Source organism: Streptomyces sp. BE303, assembly GCF_036290945.1.
Classification (GTDB): Bacteria; Actinomycetota; Actinomycetes; order Streptomycetales; family Streptomycetaceae; genus Kitasatospora.
This window is the reverse complement of sequence record NZ_JAQYWZ010000804.1, coordinates 34216-50657: the sequence shown is the minus strand read 5'-3', so window position 1 is coordinate 50657 and position 16442 is coordinate 34216. Positions and strand designations below refer to the sequence as shown.

At 75.5% G+C, this 16442-nt stretch carries 12 protein-coding genes; 3 read left to right on the top strand and 9 right to left on the bottom strand.

What is annotated here, in order from left to right:
- Positions 1-7: 7 nt before the first annotated feature.
- Both PUR56_RS26735 and PUR56_RS26730 read right to left on the bottom strand, forming a co-directional pair.
- Positions 8-1297 carry an FAD-dependent monooxygenase gene (locus PUR56_RS26735; protein ID WP_329950780.1) on the bottom strand — a complete coding sequence of 430 codons (1290 nt, stop codon included), beginning with the start codon at positions 1295-1297 and terminating at the stop codon, positions 8-10.
- Positions 1294-4335: a LodA/GoxA family CTQ-dependent oxidase gene (locus tag PUR56_RS26730; RefSeq protein ID WP_329950779.1), complete on the bottom strand. Its 3042-nt coding sequence runs from the start codon at positions 4333-4335 to the stop codon at positions 1294-1296. Before PUR56_RS26730 ends, PUR56_RS26735 begins: the two co-directional genes overlap by 4 nt.
- Positions 4336-4713: 378 nt before the next feature.
- On the opposite strand from PUR56_RS26730, the gene PUR56_RS26725 reads away from it, so the two are divergent.
- Positions 4714-5154 (top strand): hypothetical protein, encoded by a 441-nt coding sequence (locus PUR56_RS26725; RefSeq protein ID WP_329882469.1) that lies wholly within the window; start codon positions 4714-4716, stop codon positions 5152-5154.
- Between the two features lie 229 nt (positions 5155-5383).
- Here the strand turns inward: PUR56_RS26725 and PUR56_RS26720 are convergent, their stop codons facing one another.
- The 3 genes from PUR56_RS26720 to PUR56_RS26710 all read right to left on the bottom strand — a co-directional run bounded on the left by PUR56_RS26720 (position 5384) and on the right by PUR56_RS26710 (position 7780).
- Positions 5384-6094, bottom strand: a complete 711-nt coding sequence (locus PUR56_RS26720) for a DUF4232 domain-containing protein (RefSeq protein WP_329950778.1) — start codon at positions 6092-6094, stop codon at positions 5384-5386.
- Between the two features lie 326 nt (positions 6095-6420).
- A complete protein-coding gene (locus tag PUR56_RS26715; RefSeq protein WP_329882467.1) occupies positions 6421-6702 on the bottom strand; it encodes a hypothetical protein in 282 nt (93 codons plus the stop codon).
- Between the two features lie 109 nt (positions 6703-6811).
- Positions 6812-7780, bottom strand: coding sequence for an EamA family transporter (locus tag PUR56_RS26710; protein WP_329950777.1), 969 nt, complete (start codon positions 7778-7780; stop codon positions 6812-6814).
- Positions 7781-7848: 68 nt separating this feature from the next.
- On the opposite strand from PUR56_RS26710, the gene PUR56_RS26705 reads away from it, so the two are divergent.
- Entirely contained in the window at positions 7849-8709 is an 861-nt protein-coding gene (locus tag PUR56_RS26705) for a LysR family transcriptional regulator (RefSeq protein WP_329950776.1), read from the top strand.
- A gap of 134 nt (positions 8710-8843) precedes the next feature.
- Positions 8844-10415: an alpha/beta hydrolase gene (locus PUR56_RS26700; protein WP_329882464.1), complete on the top strand. Its 1572-nt coding sequence runs from the start codon at positions 8844-8846 to the stop codon at positions 10413-10415.
- Positions 10416-10550: 135 nt separating this feature from the next.
- On the opposite strand, the gene PUR56_RS26695 is transcribed toward PUR56_RS26700, so the two are convergent.
- The 4 genes from PUR56_RS26695 to PUR56_RS26680 all read right to left on the bottom strand — a co-directional run bounded on the left by PUR56_RS26695 (position 10551) and on the right by PUR56_RS26680 (position 16398).
- Positions 10551-11915 (bottom strand): M14 family metallopeptidase, encoded by a 1365-nt coding sequence (locus tag PUR56_RS26695; RefSeq protein ID WP_329950775.1) that lies wholly within the window; start codon positions 11913-11915, stop codon positions 10551-10553.
- Between the two features lie 177 nt (positions 11916-12092).
- Entirely contained in the window at positions 12093-13373 is a 1281-nt protein-coding gene (locus tag PUR56_RS26690; RefSeq protein ID WP_329950800.1) for a vWA domain-containing protein, read from the bottom strand.
- Positions 13374-13717: 344 nt separating this feature from the next.
- Complete coding sequence (locus PUR56_RS26685; RefSeq protein WP_329950799.1) at positions 13718-14953, bottom strand: AAA family ATPase; 1236 nt, start codon at positions 14951-14953, stop codon at positions 13718-13720.
- Positions 14954-15033: 80 nt separating this feature from the next.
- Positions 15034-16398, bottom strand: a complete 1365-nt coding sequence (locus tag PUR56_RS26680) for a hypothetical protein (RefSeq protein WP_329950774.1) — start codon at positions 16396-16398, stop codon at positions 15034-15036.
- Between the last annotated feature and the right edge of the window lie 44 nt (positions 16399-16442).

Sequence of the window (16442 nt, the reverse complement as noted above, 5' to 3'; positions counted from 1 at the left end):
TCCGACCCTAGGAGCTTTCCGGTGCGGGTGCACCTTCGCACGGTCCCGCGTGCGGGGGGTGGCCGGCCGGGTGCGCGCCGTGGCGGCGCCGCCAGAACGGCTGGTCGGCCCAGCGCTGTTCCTGGCGGTAGGACAGCGCGTGGTTCCCGGTGTAGGCGGCGGCGATGCCGTCCAGGAAGTCGGTGTACCCGGCGAGTGCGGCGGCGGTCCGGCCCGGGTCGGTCAGGCAGTCGGCGACGGCCCGGCCGGCGCGGACCCCGGTGTGCAGCGCGGTGAGGATGCCCTGGGAGGAGAGTGGGTCGAAGGCGAGAGCGGCGTCCCCCGCGGCGACCCAGCCCGGGCCGGCGGCGGGCTCCAGCCGCAGCCCGTGGGCGGGCGTCCAGCGGGGGACGGGGGCCGCGGCGGGGTCGTACCCGGCGACCCGGCGGCGGACGTGGTCGGTCCGGGTGACGCCGTGCCAGAAGCCCTCGGGGGTCCGGAGTGCCGGGTCCGCGAGGTCGGGGTCGGTCAGGTGGGCGACCAGGCGGCCGGCCGGGACGAGGGTGGTGTACCACCAGCCGTGCGGCACCGCCTCGACGAGCGTGCGCGCCTCGCGGTCCCCCGTCCGGCGTGCGCCGCCCTCCTCCCCGCCTTCGCCGTTCTGTCCGCTCCCTGCGCTCCCTGCGCTCTCGGGGTGGCGGACGCCGAACACGGTGTAGACGGCGACGAGGCGGTCCTGCCGGTGGCGCAGGCCGTGCCGGCGGCCGATGACACAGCGGCGGCCCGTGGCGTCGACCGTCCACCGGCTGCGCAGCTCCCGCACGGCGCCGTCGTCCCGGTCGCGGACGACCAGACGGCCGCCGTCGCGCCGCCCCAGGACGCCGGCCCGCCGGACGTCGGCGCCGGCCGCGACCGCCGCGTCCCGGAGGAACGCGTCGAAACGGAGCCGGTCCAGGTGCCAGCCGTGGCCGTACGGGTCGAAGAGGTGACTGCGGCCGTGCAGGGCCGCCGAACCCCAGGCGGCGAAGGTCCCCGTGGAGCGGGGGTGCCCGGCGGCCAGGAAGGCGTCCAGCAAGCCGAGATCGCGCAGCAGCGGGCGGGCGGCGGGCGGCAGGAACTCGCCGATCCGGAACCCGGCTCCGCCGCTGCGGCGGTCGCCGCCGGGGCCCGGCGGGCGGGTCCCGGCGGGGCCGCCGTCGTCGAGGAGCACGACGCGGTGACCGGCGCCCGCCAGGACCAGCGCCGCGACGGCGCCCGCCGGGCCCCCGCCGGCCACGGCGGCGTCGACGCCGCCGGGCGCGCGCCGGACAGCGGTCATCGGCGGTGCCGGAGGCGTACGACCTTGTCGATGTAGCCCGCCGACACCTCCTCGTCGGGCTGCTCGGCCAGGGTGACGGCGCTGGCCAGCGCGGACTCGCCGAGGTCGGGGTCGGCGCCGAGCGGCACGTGCAGGGTGACCAGGTTGCGGGTGGCCGGCGGGGCGGGCTCGCGGGGGAAGGAGACCTCCGACTCGACCAGCATCTCGGCCGGGAACCGGGGGTCGTCCTCGACGCCGGGGCGGCGCTCGACGACACCGAGCCTGCCGAAGTCCTTCACCATCGCGTTGATGGTGTCGAGGTAGCCGGAGGGCAGCCAGCGGAGCCAGGTCCGCCGCTTCTCGAAGGCCGCCAGCCGCTCCGCGACCGGACGGGAGGTGTCGACCACGACGTCGTAGTCCTCCTCGGCGAGGACGTGGTTGGGCACCCGGGCGGGCCAGAAGGTGGGGAGGTACGGGTCGTACTTGGGGCCGAAGCCGGGTGCGCCGTAGCCGTACCCGGAGAGGCAGCTGGCGGTGTCGGTCTGCCACGGCACGGCCATCCACCGGGTCAGGTCGCCCGGGCCCTGGGCGTAGAGCGGACCGTCGACGGAGAGCGCGATCTCCGGGGTGAGCTTCGGCCCGTAGGACGCCGGTCGCGGGGCCCCCGGGTCGCGGTGGCGCACCCGGAACGGCCGGCTGTACAGCGTGGTGTGCCGCATCGGCCAGGTGAGTTCGCACCCGGGGTGGAACGCGTCGGCGAGGCAGAAGGACAGGGCGGCCCGGTCGAGGGCCTCGGGCCGCCGGGCGAGCGGGAGTTCGTCGAGGGACCGGGGCGGGGGTGCCTGCGGGTCGTGGTCAGCGGTGAAGTCGCCGTCGGCCCAGCGGTCCAGCAGCCGGTACTGCAGGGGGGAGAGCGTCACGTGCTGGCGCTCGGAGTCCGGGGGCAGGTTCATCGCGTCGCCGTAGATCGACGGCCACGGTACGGGCGACATGCCGTCCCGGTCGTACGCGCGCATGGTGGCCCAGACCTGCCGGCGCAGTTCGCGGTGGGCGGGCGAGGGGTCGGCCAGCTCCGCGAGCCGGCCGGGGGCGAGGAAGTTCGCGAACCCGCCGTGCCCGAACTGGACGGCCAGACCGTGGTTGACCCACTGGAGGCCGCAGAGGCGGCGCAGCACGGGCAGCACGTCGCGGGTGAACGACACCTGCTGCGGGGCGGGGAGCAGGCCGGCGGTGACGAAGGCGTCGCGCACCAGGTCGTGCATGGTCCGTACCGAGGTGAGTTCGGGCGCGTAGTTGGGCGGTGTGGTGACCACCCAGGCGGGCTCGACCGGCACCGTCCGCCCGTCGATGCGGACCTCGGCGGTGACCGGGCCGTCGGAGACGTCGTCGTGCCAGCCGTCGTTGTTGGCGAAGGTGTCGGCGGGGGTGTCGGTGGCCGAGGCGGAGACGCCGCGCCCGCCGAGGAAGAGCAGCCGGCCGCTGTCGTCGGTGCGCAGCTCGCCGAGGTAGACCGGCCGGTCGAGGAAGGTGCCGGTGTCGAAGCGGTACTCGGCCAGGCCGGAGCGGTTCCGGCCGCGCACCGAGCGCGGGCCGGGGTCGATGACCAGGCGGCCGCGCTGCGCGGCCGGGACCTTGGCGTTGCGCAGCAGGCTGTCGTCGGTCCGCTCCGCCTCGGGGATGTCGAGGGCCAGCTGGAACTGGTACCAGGCGGCCTTCGAGTTGGCGACGTGGACGGTCCACCGCAGGTCCGCGTTGTCGGCGGTGAGTTCGGCGACCGGCTCGCCGGCGGCGTTGTAGCCGTAGACGCGGAAGCGGACGGCCTGGCGCTTGAGGGCGCCGGTGGCGTCCTTGTAGCTGCCGGTGGGCAGCGCGGGTGCGTCCTCGGTCTCCGGGGCGAGGACGTACTCGTCCGTGCTGTCGCCGACCCGTGCCACGCCGATCGCGGGGTGCACGGCGGCCCGGACGATCCGGGTGTCGCGTCCGGGCGGCGGGGTGAGCTGGGGGCGGGCGGGGCCGGGTTCGGTCGCGGGGATGCCGTTCACGTCGCGGCGCCGCGCGGCCGAGGCCAGGTAGACCGTCCTTCGGGCGTCGGAGATGCTGCCCACCGGGCGGTGCTCGGCGAGGCTGTGCCACGGGTTGAAGGCGAGGTTCTCCCCGTAGGCGGCCTGGCCGCGGGCGCGGACGTCCTGCTTGTGGAGGGTCAGCCGGGCCACCCGTACCGGCCGGCCGTCGGACTCCTCCCAGCGGACGGTGGCCCGGTCCAGGGGCATCCGGGGCGGATCGTCGCGGAACTGGAGCATCAGGTCGAAGGCCGCCGGGCCGGCCGCGAGCCGGTGCCGCAGGTCGGCGCCCAGGTACCCGGGGTCCTCGTCGGCGGGCACCGCGTCCGGGTCGCCGGGCTCGCATCCGGCCGGCACCAGGCGGTACTTGACGAAGCGTTCGAGGCCGAAGGAGTAGGGCAGCACGCTCCAGTACGTGGCCGTCAGGACGCTCTCCTCGACCTTGGCCATCGCGTCGAGGATCTCCCGGGTGACGGGGTGCTCCCGCAGGTACGGTTCGTAGTCGCCGTCGACGACGCCGGCCCGGGTGAACTCGCACATGTCGCGCGCGGTGTCGACGAAGAAGACGTCGTGGTTCTGCAGCAGCAGGTCCTGGGTGTCGGCCCCGGACTCGCCCTCCAGCAGTTTCGGGCCGGGGACCTCGTACAGCTTGATGCCGACGCCGAGGGTCGTGCGCAGGTCGGGCCGGCCGGGCACGGTGTCGCCGGAGAACCGGACCCAGGCGGTCAGTCCGTCGGTCCGCTCGTGGGCGGCCTGGAGGAAGCCGACGCGCAGCTCGGGCGGGAGGTCGGGGTCGACGGTCAGCACGCCGCGGGCCGCCCCGTGCGGCTTGAGGAACACCGGACGCTGCGCGGGGTCCTGGCCGCGGGCGATCCGTGCGCCCTGGGTCCGGTCCACGAACATGTCCCGCAGCGCGGCCGTGGGGTCGTCCGCGCAGCCGGGCGGTTCCGGCTCCCCGGGGCCGGGGGTCGCGCCGGGGGAACCGGGTGTTCCGATCATGCTGTGCTCCCGTCAGTGCGGCGGCCTGCCGGTGGTCCGGCGGGCCGGCCGTCCACGTCCTGGATCCAGCGTGCACGAACATGTCCGGGGCGGGCACCGGGGTACCGCCAAACCGGCTAGGCCCGGCGGGGGTCCGGCCGGGGGCTTCTCCGGTGCGCCCCGGGTCGCGGTCCGGGGGGGGCATGACAGGCCGTTCCGGCCATCCGGTGGTCGTCCTCCGGTCATTCGGCGGCCGGGGCGGGTGGATGGCGTGCTTCCTTTTCCGAATCGGGCGCTCCGTTCGTGGATGGCTGCCATGCTTCCTCCCAGAACGATGTGACATGTCACATGGGTGCCCTCGACGTCCGTCGAGGGCACCGTTACGAGGGAGGGAACCCGATGAAGCGTCTTTCCGCCGTCCTGGCCGGCGTGGCAGCCCTGGCCGCACTGACCGGCACCCAGTCCGCGTCCGCCGTCACCGCACCCACCGGTCCGGTCGGTGCCGTCGTCACCTGCGGGAGCCCGGGTGCGCCCGGCTTCCTCCAGACCCGGGCGTGTATCGAGGTGACCGGTAACCAGGTCCGCTTCTACGGCAACGCCTACCCGACCAACCCGAGCTGGGTGGCGCAGAACGTCGGCTTCCGGCTGTCCGGCAACGCCGTCAGCCTGCCCCCGCAGCCGCCGATCACGCCGAACGTCCTGGTGCCGGTCGGAGGCCGCTCTGTCGGCGACATCGTGATCACGGTGCCCTGCGGCACCGCGGTGAACGCCGAGTTCAGCGTCGACCAGTTCGGCTGGCCGCCGTCGGTGGCGACGGCCGCGACCGTCGTCACCTGCTGACCCGCCCGCCCGGCCGCTGCGGTTGACCGCTCGGCCGGCCTGTGACCCCCGTCGCCCCGGGCCGCCTTCACGTGCCGGGGCGACGGGCCTGTTCGGGGTCCGTCGCCCCAGGACGTGAAGGCGCCCCGGGCCGCGGTGAAGCCCGGTGGCCGCGGTGGTCCGCGCCCCGGGCGGGGCCGCTTCCGGCCCGATCGGCCCTTCCGTTCCGTCCGGTGCGCGGGTGCTCGGGCTAGAACTCGTCGGCGCCGTTGCGCAGCTCCGGGGTCCAGTAGCCGGTGGCCCAGACTGCCGGGTCGACGGCGATGCCGGCCGGACCGGGGGCCTTGACGACGGCCTCCCCGCCCCCGCCGCCGAGGGTGACGGTGAAGGACGTCACGGCCTCGTCGGCCTCGTGGACCCCGCCGCCGGACAGCTTGACGACCGCGTAGGCGGGGGTGCCGGCGTCGACGACGACGGGCGCGGCGGGCTTGCTCCCGGCGACGGCGGGGACGCTCTCGCGGTGGCTCTCCAGGAACCGGATCTGGGGGAAGTCGACGAGCCGGCAGCCGCGGCCGGAGAAGTTCCTCGCCGTCAGGACGAGGTGGATGTACGGCGGTCCGCCCTGGAGGGCGGCGGTGATGCTGACGTCCTTCGTGGTGCAGGCCGGGACGGAGGTGCCCGCCGGTGCGGCCGAAGTCGGGGAGCCGGCGCCGGGCGTCGCACCCGCGGGGGAGCCTCCGGCCCCGGTCTTTCCCGTACCGGCGTTCGGGGCCGGGGCCGGGGCCGACGCGCTTCCGCCGGTGCCGCCTCCGCCGCCGGCTCCGGCCGCCGGCTGCGCGGGGGAGGGTGCCGCCGCGGCGGGCGCGGTGCCGGAGTCGTTCCTGCCGCAGGCGGTCAGGGTCAGGACGAGCGCGGCGGTGCCTGCGGCGGCCAGGGCGGTGGTGCGGTGGAGGGTGCGCATGGTGGATCCCCGCTGTCGGTGGTGTGGTGACGCACGGTCCGGTGGGACCGGGAACGACCATGCACCGTGATCCGCTCCCGCCGCCAGCGCCGGCCGCCGATCCGGGGCGCCGCGACGCCCCGACTCCCCTGACGTGAGGAAACGCTGCCGCCTGGAACGGCGGGTCGGGGCGCTGCTGGGCGGCGGCACGGCAGCGGCGGCGGTCGCGACGACGGTCCGGGGCCGCCGGGGACACGACGAGGGCCCCCGACACGGTCGGGGGCCTCGTGGAGCGGTGCGGCGTCAAGTGCTCGGCGGGGGCAAGTGTCCGGCCCCCGCCGGGGAGATCAGCAGCGGACGTTGCGCTCGCAGTCGACGAGCCGCTGGATGTAGGCGTCCAGCGCCTGGGCGCGGGCCTCGGTGACGTTGGCCTCGCGGTAGTGGCCCTGGTGGCGGAGCCTGTCGGCCTGGGCGTGGAGGTTGCGGGCCTGGGCCCGGAGCTCCTCGATGTTCACCGAGACCGACGAGCCCCGGGTGGCGGCCGAGGCGGACTCGGCGGGCGCCACGGAGAGGAGCAGGCCTCCCGCGAGTACGGCGGTGACGGCGAGCGCGGACATGCGGCGACGCATGGTTCCCCCTGATTTTCCTGATGTTTTCCGACATGACGGTCATCCGTCGAACTGATGACCGGTCAGTAGTGTAGAAGATCGTGTCCGATGCTCGGACACCACCCACCGCTCAGCCGGACGACCGGCCCGCCGAACCCGTCCGCACCGCCCCCGCACCGGCCACCACCACCAGGGCGACCGCCAGACACTGCCCGGCCGACAGGGCCTGCCCGAGGACCAGGAACCCGGCCAGTGCCGCGATCGCCGGGGACAGGCTCATCAGCACCGCGAAGGTCGCCGCGGGCAGGCGGCGCAGGGCCAGCAGTTCCAGCGTGTACGGCAACCCCGAGGAGAGCAGTGCCACGGCGAGCCCCGGTCCCAGGACCCGCGGATCGAGCAGCGCTCCGCCCGCGGAGGCGACCCCGAGCGGCAGGCTGACCAGCGCGGCCACGGCCATCGCCAGGGCCAGCCCGTCCAGCCGGGGGAACCGGGCCCCGGTCCGGGCGTTGCACACGATGTACAGCGCGCACAGCGCACCGGCGCCGAGCGCGAACCCGGCGCCCGCCGGGTCGAGCCCGTCGAAGCCGTCCCGCCCGAGGAGGAAGACGCCGACGAGCGCCAGCCCCGCCCACAGCAGGCTGACCGGTCGGCGCGCGGTGACGACGGACAGCAGGAGGGGGCCGAGGACCTCCAGGGTCACCGCCGGGCCCAGCGGGATCCGGTCGATCGCCTGGTAGAACAGGATGTTCATGCCGCCGAGCGCGACCCCGAAGGCGCCGACCAGCGCCCAGTCCCCACGGCTGTGGCCGCGCAGCCGGGGCCGGCAGACGGCCAGCAGCAGGACGGCGGCGATCGTCACCCGCAGGGTCACCACGCCGAGAGCCCCGACGCGCGGGAAGAGCAGGGCGGCGACGGCGGAACCGAAGTGCACCGACAGACCGGCCGCCACCACCAGTCCGATGCCGCCGAGGCTGCCGAGACCGGCGCCGGCCGGCGCCGGGGCCGCGCCGGGCGCTCCCGCGGCTGCCGGTGTCGCCGCCCCCGCGGCTGCCCGTGCCGTCGCTCCTGCCGTGACCGGGTGGGACCTCGTGTTCGTCATGTCTCCACGCTAGGAAGCCGTCCGCCTCGCGGGAAATGCCGATCGGACCGCGGTTATGCTTGCCGCGCATGACCATGGAGCTGCGCCACCTGCGAGCCTTCCTCGCCATCGCCGAGGAGGGCACGATCACGCGCGCCGCGGCCCGCCTGCACATCGGCCAGCCCGCGCTCTCGCGGACGCTGCGCCGGCTGGAGGACCACCTCGGCGTACGCCTGATCGACCGCTCCACCCACCACCTGGAGCTCACCCCGGCGGGCCGGGCGTTCCGCGACCGGGCCGCCGCCGCAGTGGCGGCCGTGGAGGCGGCCCTCGATCCCCGCGCCCTGACGGTCCTTCCGCTGCGCATCGGTCACCCCTGGGCCGCGCTCGGCGACCACACCATCCCGTTGCTGCGCCGCTGGGACGAGGAGCACCCCGACGTGCCGTTGGAGCTGCGGCGCATCGACGACCGGACGGCCGGGCTCACCCGGGGCAGGGTCGACGTCGCCCTGCTGCGCGGCGAGGTGGCGACGCCGGGCCTGGTGACGGAGCTGCTGCTGGAGGAGGAGCGGGTCGCGGTGGTCCCGGCGGACAGCGACCTCGCCGAGCGCGACGCCCTCACGCTGGCGGACCTCGCGGCGTGGCCTCTCGTGCTGAACACGGTGGCGGGCACGACCACCCTGGACCTCTGGCCCGCCGCCGTACGCCCGACGGTGACGATCGAGGTCACCAACACGGACGAGTGGCTCACGGCCGTCGCGGTGGGCCGGGCCGTGGGCGTCTCGACGTCGGCCACACCCCGACTGCACCGGCACCCCGCCCTCGCCTACCGGCCGCTGACCGACGCGCCGCCGGTGCCCCTGCTGCTGGCCTGGCGGCGCGGAGTCCCGGCGCACCCGGCGATCCCGGACCTGGTCCGGCTGACCCGCGAGCTGCTGGCCGACCGCTGAGGGCGGGCGTCGGGAGGTGCCGTCCGTGGCCCATATCTGCTCCGCACACGCATGATTGACACATCGTGAGACGGCTGATCCTGCACCCCGTCAGGGGGATGACGTGGCGACTTTACCTCCCTATGGTCTAGTCCATGTTGAACGCATCACTGAGATCCGTGTGCGGGGCGGTGGCCCTGGCGCTCGCCGCCGCCCTCGCCGCCGCAGGACCGGCCGAGGCCGCGCCCAACCCGCCCGCCCAGCGGCTGAGCTGGGCGGACTGCCCGCCCGACCCCTCGTCCGCGCCGGTGGACCCCCGCCTGCGCTGTGCCACGCTCCGCGTCCCCCTGGACTACCGGGCGCCGTCCGGGAAGACCATCGAGATCGTGGTGTCCCGGCTGAACACCGCCAAGCCGGGACTGCGCCGGGGCGTCCTGGTCCACAACGGCGGCGGCCCGGGCGTGGCCAGCCTGCACATCCCGAGCAGCCGCGTGAACGACTACCCCCAGGACGTGCTGGACCGCTACGACCTCGTCAGCTTCGACCCGCGCGGCGTCGGCTACAGCACCCCGGTCACCTGCGGGCGCACGGCCGCACAGAACCCCAACGAGCTCGTCTTCCCGTTCCCCGGCCCCGACGGCTCCATCGCCCCCAACGTGCGGTTCGCCCGTGAGGTCGCCCGGGACTGCCTGGCCAACGGCGGCGAGCTGATCCGGCACCTGAACACGGCCAACACGGCGCGCGACCTCGACCGGATCCGTGCCGCCCTCGGCGAGCCGCGGATCTCCTACCTGAGCGCGTCCTACGGCACCTACCTGGGCGCCGTGTACGCGGAGCTGTTCCCCGGGCGCACCGACCGGGTCGTGCTCGACGCCAACGTCAGCCCCAACGTCACCTGGCAGGAACGTTTCGCCCTCCTGGATCAGGCCAGCGAGGCCCGCTTCGGCGACTTCGCCGCCTGGGCGGCCGCGCGCGACGCCGACCTCCACCTCGGCGCGACGCCCGCCGCCGTGCGCCGGAACTACCTCGCCCTCGCCGAGAAGCTCGACCGCACCCCGGTGACGCACCCGGTGGCCGGGCCGGTCAACGGCGGCCTGTGGCGCGCGATCTACCGCTTCGACGCCTACCACGCCGCGTTCTTCCAGGAGATCGCCGACTGGTGGATCTACCTCGCCGCCGACGGCAACGCCCCGGTCCCGTACTGGTGGCTGAACCGGACGACGCCCGGGATCCCCGCGGACAACGACGTGGCCGCGCTTTTCGCCGTGGTCTGCAACGACAGCCCGGCGCCGCGCAGCACCGCCCGCTACCAGCGGAACGTGACCGCGAGCCGGGCCGCGTACCCGATCCTGGACGGCCTGGGCGCCAACATCTGGCCCTGCGCGTTCTGGACCGAACCGCTCGAACCGCAGGTCCGGATCACCGACCGGGGGCCCGCCAACGTCCTCCTCCTGCAGACCGCCCGCGACGCGGTGACCCCGTACGAGGGAGCCCTCGCCATGCGGTCCACGCTGGGCCGGCGCGCCAGGATGGTCACGGTCGACGGCGGCAACCACGGCGCCTACGACCCCGGCACCCCGTCCTGCGCGGTCACCGCGGCCAACCGCTTCCTGGCCGACGGCGTCCTGCCCGCGCGCGACCGGTTCTGTGCCGTGGACCCGGTGGCCGCTCCCGCCGGAGCGGCCGCGCCGAGGTTCGCGCGCCCCGGAGTGCAGGCCCTCGCCTGACGCCCCGGCGCCGAGCTCCGGCCTGACGCCGCCGCCGGACCGTCCGCCCCCCGTGCGGTCGGCTCCCCGGCGTCCGGCCGGGGTGGCCGCGCCGGGCGGGACCCCGAACGGGGCCCCGCCCGGCGCGGACCGCCGTCAGCTCGCGATGCCGCAGTACTGCTGCTGCTTGCCGATCGCGCGGTACACGCAGTCCGCCGTCTCCACCAGCCGCAGCACGGCCTCGCGGTTGCGGCTGGTCTCCCGCCCGATCACCTCGTCCGGCGGGTAGAAGCCGCTGCTGCCGTTCGGCCCGGGGTACATCTCGAAGGTGTAGGCGAAGACCCGCTGCACGCCCCACAGCCAGTCGTCGATCGAGCCGTCGGTGATGTAGAGGTCGCTCGACTGCTCCGGCGTGTAGCCGTTGGTTCCGGCCAGGGTCCGGCCCAGGGTGGCGAAGGTGTTGTACTCGTCGGCCGTCATTCCGGTGGTGGTGTTGGCCGTGGTCCAGCCGAAGGGCCAGAGCACCAGCTCGCTGTACGTGTGGAAGTCGATGGCGGCGGTGATCTGCTGCTTGCCGCCGACGACCCGGGTGCGGACGAAGTCCGCGACCACCTTGGCCTCCTTGGCGGACTCGGGGGCGCTGCCCCGGTAGGTCTCGCTGGAGGTGGATCCGGAGGAGCCGCCGCAGCAGCCCCACTTGTAGTTCCAGTTGCGGTTGAGGTCGGTGCCGACGTTGCTGCTGCCGGAGTTCGGCTGGCGGTCCTTGCGCCAGCTGCGGTAGCGGCCGGTGGCGATGTCGTACTCGCCGCCGTCGGGGTTGAGATCGGGGACCACCCAGATCTCGCGGCTGTTGACGGCGTTGGCGATCCGGCCGTCGGTGGCGTACTTGTCGCCGAACTCGTGGAGCAGGTACAGGGCCATCTCGACGGTGAGGTGTTCGCGGGCGTGCTGGTGGGCGGTGAACAGCACCTCGGGTTCGTTCTCGTCGGTGCCGACGTTGTCACTGATCTTGACGGCCACGATCGGCCGGCCCTCGTACGAGGTGCCGATGACGCGCTTGCTCATGATGGCGGGGTGGGTGGCCACGACGGCGTCGATGTCGGCGGCGGCCTCCGCGTAGTTGTGGTAGCCGGAGTCGGCGGACGGGAAGTCGTACACCGACGCCCCCACGCCCTGCTCGCCGGGTTCGGCGCCGTACAGGGGGCCGGGCAGCAGGACGGGGGCCCAGCCGAGCGCCCGGAGGCGGGCGGCCTCGGCGGGGGTGGCGGTGACGGTGACCGAGTCGGGCCGGACGGCGTCGACGGAGGCGCCGGTGGCGGCGACGGCGGTGCGCTCGGCGACGGTGCGGGGCCCGTCGAGGCGGTACTGCCGGGCGGAGTCGGCCGCACCGGCTCGGTCCGCGACCGCGGACGGAGCGGCCACCGGGTTCGCGGCGGCCTGGACGGTGAGCGGGGAGGCGAGTGCGAGGGCCAGCAGGACGGCGGTGGCCGCGGCGGGCTTCCCTCGGCGGGGCAGTCGCATGACTGTCCTCCTGTGGGGGATCCGTAGGGACGGAACAGGGGAGGAACTGCGGCGCGCGCCAGCATGATGGTGCGTCAATGTCATGCTTTCGTCAAGGAGTTGGGGTCGGGAGACCTCGCCGAGTCCTGCGGAGAGCCGCCCGGGACGGACCCGGGCGCGCGCGGCGCTCCCCAGGGCTCAGCGGGTCGCGGGGGCGACGCCGCCGATCTCCACCACCCGGGCCCACCCGGGCGGGACGTCCGGCCGGTAGCCGGGATCGTCCTCGCGCCACGAGTTGCCCGCGCGCCCCCGGGAGAACAGCCCGATCACCGTCCGGCACGCCGGCCGGGCGTCCGGCCACGGTGTCTGCCCGTCGGTCAGGACGACGAGCACGTCCGGACGGGGCCGCGCCCGGAGAGCCGCGGCGAAGCCCGTCCGCAGGTCCGTCCCCCCGCCGCCCACCAGGGGGATCCCCTCGGCCCGGCACAACTGGTGCACCGCGCGGGCCGCCGCGTCGCACGGCAGCACGGTGACCAGGTCGCGCCGTCCGCCCACGGCCCGCGCGATCGCCGCCACCTCCAGGAGCGCGCTGCCCAACTCGGCGTCGCTGACCGACCCGGACGTGTCGATCACCACGGACACCTGCGGCGGCCTGCGCCGCAGGCTCGGCAGCACGGCGCCGGGCACCGACGCCGAACGCCGCGACGGCCGGCCGTAGCTGTAGTCCTGGCCCGCGCCGGTGCCCGAGGCCGCGGAGCGGACCGCCGACCCCAGCAGCTCCCGCCACGGCTGCGGCGCGTGGAACGCCTCCGTCGCCCACCGCCGCCACCCCTTCGGCGCCGACCCCGGACGGCCGTTGATGCCCCGGGCCACCCGGAACCGCACCGCGTCCCGTTCGTGCGGACCGAGGCCGTGTGCCCCGTCCGGCCCGAGGTCCCACGCCCGGTCCAGCCCGTCCGCGCCGCTGCCGCAGTCCAGCCACGCCACGTCCTGCATCTGCGGTCCGAGGCGGAACCGGCGCAGGTAGTCCTCCATCAACTCGCCCTCGGGCAGCCCCAGGGCCGCCGGCTCGACCGCCCCCTCCGGCCGGACCAGCCCGTCCCCGAACACGTCGTCGTTGATCTCGCAGTCCGCGGCGATGTTCATGCGCAGCCGCTCGCCCGGACCGGTCAGCCCGCGCTCCCGCGCGACCCGGTCGCTGCGCCCGTGGTGGTCGCGCAGCAGGTGCGACACCTCGTGCACCCAGACACCGGCCAGCTCCTCGACCGGTGTCAGCGCGACGAACGCCGGCGAGACGTAGCACCGCCAGTGCCGGTCGACGGCCATCGTCGGGACCTGCCGCGACTCCACGACGTGGAGGGCGAACAGGGCCGTCGCCAGGTAGGGACGGACCCGGGCGGCGTGCAGGCGGGCGGCGAACAGCTTGTCGAGGTCCAGCGCCGTGGGCGCCCGCGGCGCGGTCGTCGGCCGTTCGGCCACCGGGGCGGGCCCGGCCGCCGACCCGGCCCCGGGCCCGCCCGCCGGGCCGGTGTCGGGCGCGGTGTCCCAGGCGGTGTCGGGATCGTCGTTCCGGAGGGTTCCGGGTGTGGCCTCGGGCACGCTGTCCCAGGCGGTGTCGGGATCGTCGTTCCGGAGGGTTCCGGGTGTGGCCTCGGGCACGCTGTCCCAGGCGGTGTCGGGATCGTCGTTCCGGAGGGTTCCGGGTGTGGCCTCGGGCACGCTGTCCCAGGCGGTGTCCGGATCGTCGTCCCGCGCGGCGTCACGGGCGGTGGCGGGCGCGATGTCCCAGGCGGTGTCGGGTGCGGTGTCCCGCACGGGCGTGCTCATCGGCCCGCCTTCGCGGCGGACACGGCGGCCACCCGCCCGGCCGCGCGGTCGGCCCGTCGGGACAGTGCCACCGCCCCGGCGAGTCCCTCGATGGACGCGGGCACGTCCCAGTCCTCCCGGCGCAGGGCGGCGAGCGTGGTCGCGGGCACCACCACCAGGTCCGGAGCCCCGGTCTCCACCGCCCGGACCAGCAGCGCCCAGGCGGCGTCCCAGCGGGACCGCTCCGGGCGCCGGCGGACCGCCGCGACCACGCCGTCGAGGACGGCCTGCCGGAGGTCCCCCCGTTCGGGCAGCTCGGCGCCCACGGGGTCGGCGAGCAGCGCCTCGGGATCGGGCAGGTCCATCCGGTCCACGCTCGCCAGGAGCTCCAGCCCCGGTCCGTCCCCCACCGTGCCACGGACCAGCAGGGACAGCACCTCCCGGTCGGATCCGGCGGCGGTCGCGAAGGCGATCAGCCGGAGGGTCATCTCCCAGCTCCGCGGTGACGGCCAGGCGCCGCCGCGCCGGGTCTCGTTCTCGGGCAGCCGGTGGACCAGTGCGGGGCGGGCGGTCAGCAGCCCGCACACCGCGCGTCGGGCGAAGTCCACGGCCCCGGTGAGGCGTTGGGGGTCGAGCCGCGGCAGGGTGGCCCGCGGCCAGGTCCCGCCGAGGCCGCGGATCACCACCTCGGGATCGTGGGTCCACTGGAGATGGACGAACCGGTTGGCCAGCGGCGGGCTGAGCTCCCAGCCGTCCGCCGCCGAGGAGCGCGGATTGGCGGCGGCCACGATCCTGACGCCGGGCGGGAGCCGGAGCGCGCCGATCCGCCGTTCCAGGACCAGCCGCAGCAGGGCCGCCTGGACGGCCGGTGGCGCGGTGGACAGCTCGTCCAGGAAGAGCAGTCCCCGTCCGGCCCGGACCAGACGGACCGCCCAGTCCGGTGGGGCCATGGGGACGCCCTGCTCGGCGGGGTCGTCCCCGACGACGGGCAGCCCGGAGAAGTCGGACGGCTCGTGCACGCTGGCGATCACGGTGGTGAGCGGGAGGTCCAGGGCTTCGGCGAGCCGGGTCAGCGCTGCCGTCTTGCCGATCCCGGGCTCGCCCCAGAGCAGTACCGGCAGGTCGGCGGCGACGGCCAGGGTCAGGGCTTCCAGCCGGGTGTCCGGGCGCGGTTCGGTGGCGGTGTCGCCGAGCAGGGTCAACAGGTCTGCGGCGACGTCGAGTCGAGAGGCGGCAGGGGCTGTGGCGGGCATGGTGGACAGGGGCGTGGAAACAGGCATGGGTGACGACCTTCCGGTTCACGGCGGGTGGGTGGGCGAGGTGCTGGGGCGGGTCAGCGGGAGTCGGCGTGGCGCGGGCGCGAGCGGCGGCCGCGAGAGCGTCGGAGGCCCGGCCGGCCGACGTGCTCCGGCCGGGAACCGACCAGGCCGGCGCGGAACAGCCCGTAGACGATGCGCCGTCGGGCCGCCTCCTCCAGGTCGTCCCGCAAGGCACCGTCGCGCAGCAGCGCTTCGGGCCCGAGCAGACCCTCGACGACGGCCAGGGCACCGGCGGTGTCGCCGTGGGCGAGGCGTGCGCGGACGTCGTCGAGGTTCTCCGGGTGACGGTGCGCCCGGTCGATGACCTGGAGACAGGGGAGCGGCGTGCCGGTCAGGGAGGCCAGCAACTCCTCCCTGCGGATCTCGGCGGGGTCGTGGTCCAGCGGGACCAGCACCCCGTCGACCAGCCCGATCCGGTGGAGGGCTCCGCGGCACTCCACCGGGTGGGGTGCCCCGGCGGGGTCGGGCGCCCCCGCCGGGGCAGGGGCGGGCCGGTGGCCCGGAGCCAACGCCGCGGCGACCAGGGGGTGCAGGCGGTCGGGCCGGATCAGCCCGGCCCGGAGCAGCTCCAGGTCCGGCAGCAACCAGGTCGCCGCATCGGGCAGTACCGGCAGCCCGGCGGCCCGGTCGGCGGTGGACGGAGTCACGGTGAGCCCGACCCCGTCGGCGAGCAGGTCGAGGACCAGCCGCTGCCGTGAACCGAGACGAACGGCCACGGCCCCGGGGGGCCGGCCCTCGGCGCGGAGCAGGATTCCCGCCTCCGCCGCCCACCGGTCCACGGCGCAGGCGAACCCCGGGGGCACCGGGATCCGGTCCGCGGGCGGCCGATCGGCGCCGGCCCGTTCCCCTAGCTCGTGGGCCCGGCGGGCGTCCCAGAGGTGTCGGTGCAGGTCGAACCGGAACCTCCGATGCGGGTGGGGGTGCGGGTGGGGGTGTGGATGCGGATGTCGGCGGTCGCGGGACCCGGCGCGGGACGCGTCCCACAGCGCGAGGCCGATCCGCTGGCCGGCATCCGCCCAGGCCGGGGGAGTCCGGACCACGAGCTGCACCGCGCCCGCGCCGTACCGTGCCAGCGGCACGGTCAGCCCGGGGCGCAGCAGCCCGTCCGGGGCGACCCTCGGCAGGTGCCAGCGCAACAGGTCCGGCGCCAGGTGCCGCAGATCGCCGCGGATCAGCGCCGCGAGATCGCTGCCGTGGGCGCGTGCGACGGATCGCAGGTCCAGGTCGACATCGACACCTGCGGCCGCACACGCCCCGGCCCAGTCACCGACCAGGCGGCGGGCGGTCGAAGTCTCGATCATGGTGGGCGGCACGGCGAACTCGCGCACGCGCTGCCAGAAGGAAAGCCGGGCGTCCCCGTTCGCGGTTCGAGTGAGCATCAGCACTCACTTCGCGCGGACGGGACCCCCGATCTGGAAGGAGG